A 10,955-nucleotide genomic window follows, 5' to 3' on the forward strand; every position below is an offset into this window, starting at 1 on the left:
CCAGCAGGACCGCCGCCGCGTGCTGCTGGCGGGCCAACTGCACCAGCGCGTCCTCCCGGGCAGGGTCGCCGCGCGTCGCGCACACCAGGCTCAGTCGGCCCCGGTCGGCGGCCTCCTGCTCCACCCCGGCCGCGACATGCGCCAGCGACGGGCCGGTGATGTCCTTCACGACCAGCGCGATCGGGCCCGCGACCTGTCCCGACAGGGCCTTGGCGTGCACGTTCACCACGTAGTGCAGCGCGTCCACTGCCTCCATCACGCGTCTGCGGGTCTCCACCGACACCGGGTAGTCACCCGCGAGCGTGCGCGACACGGTCGCCACGGAGACGCCCGCCCGCGCGGCGACGTCCCGGATCGTGCTGGGCCGCTGCTTTTCCCTGGTCACGGGGCCTGACGTTACTAGAGGCCCGTGGGGTGGGGGTCAGCCGGCGTGTTCGTGGTCGCAGGTGTCGTCGATGCCGGTGGCCGCCCACAGGGGGAACGGGTCGTCTTCCGCGGTCTCGCCCGGTGACAACAGGCATTGCGTGAGGGCCTGTCGGAGGGTCTCGGCATGCAACTGGGTGCCGATGAAGACCAGTTCCTGGGCGTAGGGGGCGTCCTCGTCGCGGGCCGCCGAGGGTTCGAAGCGGGCGACCGAGCCTGCCTGGGACCAGAGGCCGGTGATGTGGGGGCGGGTGGAGAGGGTGAAGAAGCCCTTCGAGCGCAGGATGCGGCCGAAGGCGCCGCTGTCCAGGTGTTCGGTGACGAACGTCCACAAGCGGGCGGGGTGGAAGGGGAGTTCGGAGCGGAAGACGGTGGACGAGATGCCGTACTCCTCCGTCTCCGGGGTGTGCTCGCCGTTCAACTCCCGCACCCAGCCGGGGGCTTGCTGGGCCTGTTCCAGGTCGAAGCGGCCGGTGTCGAGGACTTCGCGGAGGGGGACGCGGCTGTGGGTCGACGTCAGGACGCGGGCCGTCGGGTTGAGGCGGGTGAGGGTGGCGTGGAGGCGGTCGGCGGTGGGGGTGTCGACCAGGTCGAGTTTGTTCAGGACGATGACGTCCGCGAACTCGACCTGGTCGATCAGGAGGTCGCTGACCGTGCGTTCGTCGTCCTCGAAGGGGGCGAGGCCGCGGGCCGCGAGTTCGTCGCCGGTGGACAGCTCCGAGAGGAAGTTCGCCGCGTCGACGACCGTGACCATCGTGTCCAGGCGGGCCACGTCTTCGAGGGTGGCGCCGTCGTCGCGCGCGAAGGCGAAGGTGGCGGCGACGGGGAGCGGCTCCGAAATTCCGGACGATTCGATCAGAAGGTGGTCGAAACGGTCCTCGCGGGCCAGGCGGTCCACCTCCTCCAGGAGGTCGTCGCGGAGGGTGCAGCAGATGCAGCCGTTCGTCATCTCGACGAGGCGTTCCTCTGTCCGGGAGAGGGCCGCTTCGCCGCCTCTGACCAGGGCCGCGTCGATGTTCACCTCGCTCATGTCGTTCACGATCACCGCGACTCTGAGGTTCTCGCGGTTGTTGAGGACGTGGTTGAGGAGGGTGGTCTTGCCTGCGCCGAGGAAGCCGGAGAGGACGGTCACCGGGAGGCGGGTGGGATGCGGTGTGTCGGGCTGTGGCACGTACGTCAGCCTTCCGGGGTGAGGAGGCCGCGTTCGTACGCCCTCACCAGGTTCTGGGGGACGAGGTGCTGTACGCCGGCGATCGTGACCGGGACCAGGATGGGGACGCTCGCCTTCCACTGGGCGCGGCGGTGGCGGGTGTTGCTGCGGGACATCTTGCGCTTCGGGACGGCCATGCCGGGCTCCTCGGGAGGTGGGGTGTGTCCCGGGGAGGCTATCTGAAAATGGTTCCCATTAACAATTGGGGGTGGTGTCGGTGGGGCGGATTAGGGTGGGGGTGTGACTGACAGTCGGCCTCTTGCCGTATTCGATCTCGACAACACGCTTGCCGATACGGGGCATCGGCAGCGGTTCCTCGAAGGCGCCCGGAAGGACTGGGACGGGTTCTTCGGTGCCGCGTCCCAGGATCCGCCCATCGCCGAGGGGGTGGCGTTCGCGCTGGCCTGTGCGGAGGATTGCGAGATCGTCTATCTCACCGGGCGGCCTGAGCGGTGTCGGCGCGACACGGTGGCGTGGCTGGCTCGGCACGGGTTGCCCGAGGGGCGCGTCTTCATGCGGCGCAACTCGGATCGGCGGCCGGCTCGGGAGGTGAAGGTGGCCGTGTTGAGGGGGGTGGCTCGGGGGCGGGAGGTTCGGGTGGTGGTCGATGACGACGAGTTGGTGTGTGTGGAGGTGGAGCGGGCGGGGTTTTCGGTGGTTCGGGCTCGGTGGGTGGCTTCGTCGGAGGTGTTGAAGGTTGCGCAGGAGGGGGAGGGGAGGGCTTGAGGGGGTGGCGGGTGCGGGTGCGTTGTGGGTGGTTGCGCAGTTCCCCGCGCCCCTGAGGGGTGTGGCTCAGCGCCGTGTGGAGTTGTAGCGCCGTTGTGGCTGGTCGCGCAGTTCCCCGCGCCCCTGAAGGATGTGGTCGGGCGTCGTGTAGGGCTGCAACGCCGTTGTGGGTGGTTGCGCAGTTCCCCGCGCCCCTGGGGGGTGTGGCTCAGCGCCGTGTGGAGTTGTAGCGCCGTTGTGGCTGGTCGCGCAGTTCCCCGCGCCCCTGAAAGATGTGGTCGGGCGCCGTATTGGGGTGCAGCGTGGTTGTGGGTCGTTGCGGATCGGGTGTGGTTCCGCGTCTCTGAAGACGTGGCTGGGGGGCGTGGGGTGGATGTCGTCCCGCGTTTCCTGGAGAGCGGCCCGGTCGCTGGTCTCTAGTCCTCCTCCAGCCTGAAGCCCACCTTCAGGCCCACCTGCCAGTGGGCCACCTCGCCGTTCTCGATCTGGCCCCTCACCTGGGTCACCTCGAACCAGTCGAGGTTGCGGAGGGTCTGGTCGGCTCGGGTGATGGCGTTGCGGACGGCTTGGTCGATGCCGGCGGGGGAGGTGCCGACGATTTCGGTGACGCGGTAGGTGTGGTTCGACATGGCTCCACCGTGCCTCACGCCGCCGGGCGGCGCGAGGTGGGCCGGTCAGCGGGCGGTGGAGAGGGAGAGGGCGAAACGGCCGGCGGTGTCGGTCCACCAGTGGGTGAGGTCCAGGCCGGCGGCGGAGAGTTCGGCTTCGATGCCCTGCTTGCGGAATTTCGCGGAGACTTCCGTGCGCAGCTCCTCGCCGGGGGCGAAGTCGACCGCCAGGTCCAGCGCGGGGATCTTCACCGTCTGGGCGACGCGCGAGCGCAGACGCATCTCGATCCACTCGTGGTCGCGGTCCCAGAGGGCGACATGGTCGAAGGCGTCGGCGTGGAAGTCGGCGCCGAGCTCACGGTTGACGACGTCGAGGACGTTCTTGTCGAAGGCGGCGGTGACGCCGGCGGAGTCGTCGTAGGCGCGGACGAGGGTGGACTCGTCCTTGACCAGGTCCGTACCCAGGAGAAACGTATCGCCGGGGGAGAGGAGGGCGCGGACGGACGTCAGGAACGTGGTGCGTTCGGCGGGGACGAGGTTGCCGATCGTGCCGCCGAGGAAGGCGAGCAGGCGGGGGCCGGGGGTGTCGGGGAGGCGGAGGGCGCTGGTGAAGTCGGCGACGAGGGCGTGGATGGTGAGGCCGGGGTGCTCGGCGAGGAGCGCTTCGCCGGCCTGGGCGAGGGCGCTCTCGCTGACGTCGACGGGGACGTACGTGTCCAGGCCGGTCAGCTCCGCCAGCAGGTGGCGCGTCTTGTCGGAGGAGCCGGAGCCCAGCTCCACCAGGGTGCGCGCGCCGGACGCCGAGGCGATCTCGGGCGCCCGGTCCAGGAGGATCTCGCGTTCGGCCCGGGTGGGGTAGTACTCGGGCAACTCCGTGATCAGGTCGAAGAGTTCACTGCCCCGGGCGTCGTAGAACCACTTGGGCGGCAGCCACTTGGGGTTCGCGGTGAGACCGCGCAGGACATCGGCGCGCAGGGCCGCTTCGGTGGCGCCCTCGGGCAGGGCGCGGGTGAGACGGAACGGGCTCACGGACGGGGCTCCTTCGGTGCGGCAGGGCCTGTCGTTCGGGCCAGGTCGGCCGAAAGGGACGGTTCTTCTTGGCCGACCTGGAGCGGGGTCTGGTGCGTGCAGCTGCAAGGCGGAGGAGGGAGTCGACGCGATGGGGGTCCCCCCTGTTCGAGCGAAGCCGAGAACTTGGGGGAGTCGGCGACCGACGACAACGCCGCAGATGCGCGTGCCAGACCCCGCGACGCCGAACTGGCCCGAACGGCAGGCCCTGGATCCTTCAAGGGGCTCAGCAGGACCTCGGTGCGGGTCGCGGTGAGGAGGGTGGTGTCGGGGATCTCCTGCCAGGCGGCGTTGTCGTCGTACGGCTCGGAGGCGACGACCGTGTACCGGCCGGGGTCGGTCAGGTACCAGAGGCTGTCGCCCCAGGTGGTCGCCGCGATCGAAGTGCCGTCCGTGGTGAGGAGGTTGAGGCGGGAGCCGGGGGCCGCCTCGGCGACCTCGGTCACCGTGGCGGAGAGGGCGTCGCCGAGGGGCTCGCCCCTGCGGAGGCGGGCCAGGAGGAGGGCCCAGACGAACGCCGAGTCCGTGCGGGACTCCAGGGTCAGGAGGTCCGTCGCTGTGAGGGTCGGGGTGAGGGGGGTCATGGTGGCCGGCCAGCCCTTGACGGCGCCGTTGTGGCTGAACAGCCAGTGGTCCCCGGCGAAGGGCGCCGCCGCGGCCTCCCCGTCGGCGCTCGGGAGGGTCGCGTCGCGGACGGCGGCCAGGAGGGCGTGGGTGCGGACGACGCGGGCGAGGTCGGTGAAGGAGAGGTCGGCCCAGATCGGGCCGGTACGGCGGTAGCGGGCGGGGACGGGGTCGCCGTCGGCGTACCAACCCACCCCGAAACCATCGGCGTTGACCGTCCCCGAGCGCTGGTGCAGCGGCTCCCAGGACTGGCGCAGCAGGCTGTGCGGAGGGTCCTGGAGGACTCTCCCCAGCGGCAACGGGTCGCCCACGTAGGCGAGGTGACGGCACATCAGACGGCCCCCGAACGGGCCGTGCGGAACCCGGAGAAGATCTGGCGCCGGACGGGCAGGTCCCAGTTGCGGAACGTCCCCCGGCAGGCGACCTCGTCCACGGCGAACGAACCGCCGCGCAGGACTTTGTACTCAGGCCCGTAGAACACCTCGGAGTACTCCTTGTACGGGAACGCCCTGAACCCCGGGTAGGGCAGGAAGTCGCTCGCCGTCCACTCCCACACGTCGCCGATCAACTGGCGTATCCCGAGCGGGGATTCACCCTCCGGGTAGCTTCCGGCGGGGGCCGGGCGGAGGTGGCGCTGGCCGAGGTTGGCGTGCTCGGGCGCCGGCTCAGTGTCGCCCCACGGATAGCGGCGGGACGTCCCGGTCGCCGGGTCGTGGCGGGCGGCCTTCTCCCACTCCGCCTCCGTCGGCAGCCGGCGTCCGGCCCAGCGGGCGTACGCGTCGGCCTCGTACCAGGAGACGTGGGCGACCGGCTCGTCGGGCGGCACGACCTCGGTGGCACCGAACCGGCGGCGCAGCCACTGGCCGCCGTCGCTGTGCCAGAACTGGGGTGCGCGGACGGCGTGTTGACGGATGTGCGTCCAGCCGGCGGGGTGCCACCAGCGGGGCTCGTCGTAGCCGCCGTCCTCGATGAAGCGGAGGTAGGCGCCGTTCGTCACGGGCGTCGTGTCGAGGTGGAAGTCGGCCACCTCGACGCGGTGCGCGGGGCGTTCGTTGTCCAGGGCCCAGGGTTCGGAGTCCGTGCCCATGGTGAACTCGCCGCCCGGGACGAGGACTTCGGAGGGGCCGGTGAACGGGGGCGCGGGGTCGGGGTCGGGGGCGATGAGGGCCCGGGGGCCCTTGCGGAGCTGATGGGTGATCAGCATCGTCTCGTCGTGCTGCTGTTCGTGCTGGGCGATCATCCCGAACGCGAACCCGGCCGCCGTCAGCCGGGTGCCGTGGAAGTCGGCCTTCTCCAGCAGGTCCAGTACCCTGCCCCGGACTTCGGCCGCGTAGGCGCGGGCCTCGGCGGGCGGCAGCAGCGGCAGCGTCGGGCGCTCGGAGCGGGGGTGCTCGAACGCGTCGTACAGCGTGTCGATCTCCGGGCGCATCGGGTCGCCGCCGCCGACCGCCCGCAGGAGCCACAGCTCCTCCTGGTTGCCGATGTGCGCGAGGTCCCAGACCAGCGGGGACATCAGGGGGGAGTGCTGGGCGGTGAGGTCGGGGTCCTCGACGCAGGAGGTGAGGAGGGTGGTGCGGGCGCGGGCCGTCGTCAGGGTGGCCAGCGCCCGGCTGCGTATCGCCTCGGGGTCCACGGAGGGTTCGGCGGTCATCGGTGCGTCTCCTCGCCGTACAGGCTGTCGAGCAGGTCGTCGGCCGGGCAGCGGCCGGGTGTGATGTAGCGGTCGTGGTAGTCGCTCACCGCGTCGAGCACGGCCGGGCTCCCGCCGAGGCGGGGCAGGGCGTCGAGGGCGGCGGTGAAGCAGGTGACGGCGACGGCGTGGAGTTCGGGGTCGGTGAGGCCCTCGCGGGCAGCCGTGAGCCACAGGGGGTTGTGGGGGGCGGGGGTCGGGGCGCGTTCCGCGAGGGGCTTCACCGCGCGGTAGGCGCGTTCGGCGGCCTCGGGGTCGTCGAAGAGGGCCGTCGTCACCGCGAGGGGGACGATCCAGCCGTCGTCGCCGGGCTGCGCGTCGATCATCCGCAGCTCCAGGTGGCCGCGCGGGCGCACCGGCGGGAACAGGGTCGAGATGTGGTAGTCGAGATCGGCGCGGGTCGGGGTGCCGGTACGGGTCCAGTCGCGGAAGGTGAGGCCGTCGGGGACGTCCCAGGGGCCGTCGTCGCGGCGTACGCACATCACCGGGGCGTCCAGCACCAGGCGGGACCAGGTGTCGCGCGGGGCACCTGCGAGGTCGGGGCCGCCCGCGCGGCCCGGACCGATCTCCATCCACAGCAGTTGGCGGGTCGAGCGCCAGCCGGTGGGCTCCCCGCCGAGCAGTGGGGAGTTCGCGAACGCGGCGACCAGGACGGCGCCGAGGTGGTGCGCGAGCCACCAGCGCCGGCCGAGCCCGAGGGGCCCCGGTTCCTCGTACCCGGCGTCCAGGCACACCTGCACCGACGCCGACGTGCACATCATGGCCCGCCCCGCCGGGCCCGTCCGGTCCAGGTGCGTCTCCATCGCGTCGTAGCGCGGCTCGCGCAGATAGCGGCGGGGGGTGTGCCAGGGGTCGGTGCCGATGCCGGTCAGGGCGAGGCCGTGGGCCTTCAGCGCGGTGCGGACGGCGGTGAGGTCGGCCGAGACGGTGTCCACGCACTCCGTGAGGGAGGCGGCGGGGCGGGAGCTGAGCTCCAGTTGGCCGCCGGGTTCCACCGTCAGGGCCGAGTCGAGCGGGATGTGACGCAGGGCGGCGTAGGCCGCTTCCAGCCGGTCGCGGGTCACCGGGAGGCGGGGTTCGGTCGATTCGTGGACGAGCCACTCGACCTCGACGCCGACGGTGTTCGGCGGCCCCGTCTTGAAGCAGATGCCCCTGACCAGGGCCTCCACCTCGGCTTCCGTCAGGGCGGTCCGGCCGTTCGTACAGCCGCCGCCGTCGGTCACAGAGTCGGACATTCGGGATCCTCCTGAGGTTCCACCATGCCACCGGTTCGGCTCGGACGGGTGCCCGGCCGGGATCACTCGTCCCACCCAAAACCCTCGGGGCGGATACCACAAGGGGGCGAAACGGGAGGAAGCGGTGCCGGATGCCGAGGTGTCGTGCCGCGGGGTTGCAGGTGCCGTAGCGGCATGTGGTGTCGTCGGGGCACTCCCGCGAGAAAGGCCGCTCCGCGATGTACCCCTTGTTCACACCGCCCCGCAAGGTCAAGATCGGCGACGCCGCCGCCTTCGCCGGCACCACCCCGCGCGCCGTCCGCCACTACCACCACATCGGTCTGCTGCCGGAGCCCGAACGGGGCGCGGACGGCCGTCGCCGCTACGGCTACGACGACATGATCCGGCTGCTGTGGATCCGCAGAATGGCCAAGGCCGGGATCAGCCTCGACGACATGCGGTCCGCCTTCGACGGGGCCCGGGACATCGAGGACACCCTCGACCGGCTGGACGACGCCCTGGCCGCGCAGGAGGCCGACATCCGGCGCCGGCGCGCGGCGGTCCAGCGGCTGCGGGCCGTGGGCAGCCCCCTCGGGCTGCTCTCCCCGCTGGTCACGGACCGGCTCGGCCACCTGCCCGAGGGTGCGCTGCGCCCCGCCGACCTGGAGTCCCTGCTGGTCACGGAGCGGATCTTCGGGCCGCTCGGAGCGGCCGTCCAGGCCGGCACCTACGTCGTGCTGGCCACCCACCCCGACCTGCGGGCCGAGGCGGACCGCCTCGACGCGGCCGTCGCCGCCCTCGACGACGGCGTCGACCCCGACGACCCGCGCGTCGAGGAACTCGCCGCGCAGCACTGCGCCCACCACCGGGCCCTCATGCGGGCCGCCGAGGCGGCCGGGCTGGACGCGGCCGACGAGGAACTCTTCGAGACGTACGACGACGATCTGACGGGCGAGGAGGAGGACAGCGGGATGACGGTGGGCGAGGCGTTCGGCAAGATGCCCTACGACTTCTCGCCCGCTCGGGTGCGCTGCATGGAACGCGCGGGGCAGCTCATCGCACTGGATCAGCTGGAGACACCGGACGGCGACTGATCACCGGCTGGGGCTTCGCCCGACGTGACCGGTCTCGGTGGGGTGGGGGGCGGTGTCGTGGCGGGTGTCGGTGGGTTGGGCGCCGGTGTTGCGGCTGGCCTCGGTGGGGTGGGCGTTGGCGTTGCGACCGGTCTCGGTGGGGGCGGGTGGCGGTGTCGTGGCTGGTGTCGGTGGGTTGGGTGCCGGCGTTGCGGCTGGTGTCGGTGGGTTGGGTGCCGGCGTTGCGGCTGGTCCCGGTGGGGCGGGCGCCAGCGTCGCGACCGGCCTCGGTGGGTTGGGCGCCGGTGTTGCGGCTGGCCTCGGTGGGTTGGGCGTTGGCGTTGCGACCGGTCCCGGTGGGGGCGGGCGCCGGCGTCGCGGCTGGTCCCGGTGGGCCGGGTGGCGGTGTCGTGACCGGTTGTCCGGGGAATCCGGGTCCGTGGTGCTTCGGGAGGGGCGGGAAAATCCATTGCGGGTGTGGTGGCGGGGCGCGGACGATGGCTGCATGTGCACGACAGTGAGAAGCCGTGCGGTCATGGCGTCCACGGGGGTGACGCCGTGAGCGCGCGGTTGCGGGGGATCGCCCGGGAGACGGTCCAGATCGTCTCCGCAGGGAGTTATCGGGGGCCGGGCGGGGGTGAGGTGTTCCTCGGGGACGCCGTCGACGCCGCCCGCAAGGGGACGGTGATGGTGGGGCCCGGGGCGGTCGACTGCGAGCCGCTCGCCGTCGCCGACACCGTTTTCGAGGTCACCGGGGAGAGCAGCCTGGAGGCGGCCCGGAGACTGGCCGACCGGCCCGTCGCCGTACTGAACTTTTCTTCCGCGCGGAATCCCGGTGGCGGTTTCCTCAACGGCGCGCAGGCTCAGGAAGAGGCGCTGTGCCGGGCTTCCGCGCTGTACGCGTGTCTGCTGGAGGCGCCGGAGTTCTACGCGTATCACCGGGCCCATCGCGACCCGTTCTACAGCGACCGGGTCATCTGTTCACCCGGGGTTCCCGTGTTCCGGGACGACCGCGGACGATTCCTCGACGCGCCTTACCTCGCCGGGTTCCTGACGTCCGCCGCACCCAACGCCGGGGTGATCCGGCGGACCGCGCCGGAGCGGGCGGGGGAGGTGCCGGGGGCGCTGGCGGTGCGGGCGGAGCGGGTGCTGGAGACTGCGGTGGCGTACGGGTACAGGCGGGTGGTGCTCGGGGCGTGGGGGTGCGGGGTGTTCCAGAACGATCCCGGGGTGGTGGCGGGGGTGTTCCGGGGGTTGCTGACGGACGGGGGGAGGTTTACCGGGGTGTTCGAGCGGGTGGTGTTCGGGGTGCTCGACCGGACTTCGGGGGCTGTGGTGCGGGGGGCTTTCGCGCGGGTTTTCGAAGGCCGCCGCTCATGAACGGAGAGGGCCGCTTCGCGACCCTCTCCACCTCACGTCCAGCCGTACCTCTCGTGCAGCCGCTGCCGCACCAGATTGAACCGCCCCCGGTCCAGCGCGCACGCCTCCCTGCGCATGCCCTCCTCGTGCAGCCGCAGCACCCTGTCCACGTCCACCCACGAGTCCCGGCCCGACTTGTCCCACGGCCCGTTCCCGATCGGCACCCACTCGCGGTCGCCGTCGTGCCGCTTGCTGGAGAGCTGCACGGCGAGCACCGTGCCCTCGGACTCCCGGGCGACGACGAGGACCGGGCGGTCCTTGCCCCGTCCGTCGTTCTCCTCGAAAGGCACCCACGTCCACACGATCTCGCCGGGATCGGGATCCCCGTCGTGCTCGGGGGCGTACTCGGTACGGACCCGGCCCACGTCGTGGGGGTCCGCCTCGGTGGTCGCGGTGGGGCCGAAACGGCCGGGGACGTCGTCATCGGTGAACGTGCTCACGGGGGGCACTTTAGACGGGGGCCGAGGGGGTTCCCGGCGGCGGGTGCCGAGTCGCTCCGCCGCCGGGGACGCCGTGGCGGCTACTCCTCGTCCACCGACACCTTCTTGAGGGCAGGAGGAGGCGTCGTCTCCTGCGGGTGGGTGGCCTCGTTCGGGTTCATCGTCGACAGCAACTGCCGGGCCAGACCGAGTCCGGTGCCGCCCATCGTGAGCGCCTTCGCGAACAACTCGCCCATTCCGTCCGCCCCGTTGAGGAGGACCATGTTGTCGACGTTGCCGAAGGCGGACGCGCCGGCCCGGACGATCTCGGGCCAGTTCTCGGCGAGTTGCTGGGCGACGACGGCCTCCTGGTTGTCGGCGAGGGCGGCGGCGCGCGCCTTGATGGCCTCCGCCTCGGCGAGACCCTGGGCACGGGTGGCCTCGGCCGCGGCGAGACCCTTGGCCTGCGCGGCGGCGGCCT

At 72.0% G+C, this 10,955-nt stretch carries 12 protein-coding genes and 1 pseudogene; 3 read left to right on the forward strand and 10 right to left on the reverse strand.

The window, feature by feature from the left end; genetic code table 11:
* From ACVNF4_RS25495 to rpmF, 3 genes are all read right to left on the reverse strand, one after another.
* Window positions 1-385 (reverse strand): LacI family DNA-binding transcriptional regulator (locus ACVNF4_RS25495; protein ID WP_461805209.1); only part of this gene is annotated, 385 nt, incomplete at its 3' end.
* A 36-nt stretch (window positions 386-421) separates the two neighbouring features.
* Window positions 422-1,594, reverse strand: a complete 1,173-nt coding sequence (locus ACVNF4_RS25500) for a GTP-binding protein (RefSeq protein ID WP_461805210.1) — start codon at window positions 1,592-1,594, stop codon at window positions 422-424.
* A gap of 5 nt (window positions 1,595-1,599) precedes the next feature.
* Window positions 1,600-1,770: a 50S ribosomal protein L32 gene (gene rpmF, locus ACVNF4_RS25505; RefSeq protein WP_461805211.1), complete on the reverse strand. Its 171-nt coding sequence runs from the start codon at window positions 1,768-1,770 to the stop codon at window positions 1,600-1,602.
* A 103-nt stretch (window positions 1,771-1,873) separates the two neighbouring features.
* Here rpmF and ACVNF4_RS25510 point away from each other — a divergent pair, with 103 nt between their 5' ends.
* On the forward strand, window positions 1,874-2,359 hold the full coding sequence (locus ACVNF4_RS25510; protein ID WP_461805212.1) for a phosphatase domain-containing protein: 486 nt from the start codon (window positions 1,874-1,876) through the stop codon (window positions 2,357-2,359).
* Window positions 2,360-2,775: 416 nt separating this feature from the next.
* Here the strand turns inward: ACVNF4_RS25510 and ACVNF4_RS25515 are convergent, their stop codons facing one another.
* From ACVNF4_RS25515 to egtA, 5 genes and pseudogenes are all read right to left on the reverse strand, one after another.
* On the reverse strand, window positions 2,776-2,988 hold the full coding sequence (locus tag ACVNF4_RS25515) for a dodecin (RefSeq protein ID WP_461805213.1): 213 nt from the start codon (window positions 2,986-2,988) through the stop codon (window positions 2,776-2,778).
* Between the two features lie 45 nt (window positions 2,989-3,033).
* Window positions 3,034-3,996 carry an L-histidine N(alpha)-methyltransferase gene (egtD, locus tag ACVNF4_RS25520; protein WP_461805214.1) on the reverse strand — a complete coding sequence of 321 codons (963 nt, stop codon included), beginning with the start codon at window positions 3,994-3,996 and terminating at the stop codon, window positions 3,034-3,036.
* Window positions 3,997-4,244: 248 nt separating this feature from the next.
* Window positions 4,245-4,991: pseudogene (egtC, locus tag ACVNF4_RS25525) on the reverse strand (ergothioneine biosynthesis protein EgtC); the annotation flags it as partial.
* The gene (egtB, locus tag ACVNF4_RS25530; RefSeq protein WP_461805215.1) at window positions 4,991-6,310 is read right to left on the reverse strand and encodes an ergothioneine biosynthesis protein EgtB; all 1,320 of its coding nucleotides are present in this window, start codon (window positions 6,308-6,310) and stop codon (window positions 4,991-4,993) included. The pseudogene egtC and the gene egtB, both read right to left, overlap by 1 nt.
* Window positions 6,307-7,584 carry an ergothioneine biosynthesis glutamate--cysteine ligase EgtA gene (gene egtA, locus ACVNF4_RS25535; RefSeq protein ID WP_461805216.1) on the reverse strand — a complete coding sequence of 426 codons (1,278 nt, stop codon included), beginning with the start codon at window positions 7,582-7,584 and terminating at the stop codon, window positions 6,307-6,309. The genes egtB and egtA overlap by 4 nt, the downstream gene beginning before the upstream one ends.
* A 218-nt stretch (window positions 7,585-7,802) precedes the next feature.
* Here egtA and ACVNF4_RS25540 point away from each other — a divergent pair, with 218 nt between their 5' ends.
* The gene (locus ACVNF4_RS25540) at window positions 7,803-8,657 is read left to right on the forward strand and encodes a MerR family transcriptional regulator (protein ID WP_461805217.1); all 855 of its coding nucleotides are present in this window, start codon (window positions 7,803-7,805) and stop codon (window positions 8,655-8,657) included.
* 537 nt (window positions 8,658-9,194) lie between these two features.
* Window positions 9,195-10,016: a TIGR02452 family protein gene (locus ACVNF4_RS25545; RefSeq protein WP_461805218.1), complete on the forward strand. Its 822-nt coding sequence runs from the start codon at window positions 9,195-9,197 to the stop codon at window positions 10,014-10,016.
* A 32-nt stretch (window positions 10,017-10,048) separates the two neighbouring features.
* Here ACVNF4_RS25545 and ACVNF4_RS25550 read toward each other — a convergent pair whose 3' ends face one another.
* Window positions 10,049-10,495, reverse strand: coding sequence for a type II toxin-antitoxin system PemK/MazF family toxin (locus ACVNF4_RS25550; protein WP_461805219.1), 447 nt, complete (start codon window positions 10,493-10,495; stop codon window positions 10,049-10,051).
* Between the two features lie 80 nt (window positions 10,496-10,575).
* A partial coding sequence (locus ACVNF4_RS25555) for a flotillin domain-containing protein (protein WP_461805220.1) occupies window positions 10,576-10,955 on the reverse strand: 380 nt, incomplete at its 5' end.

It is taken from the genome of Streptomyces sp. S6 (genome assembly GCF_054880855.1).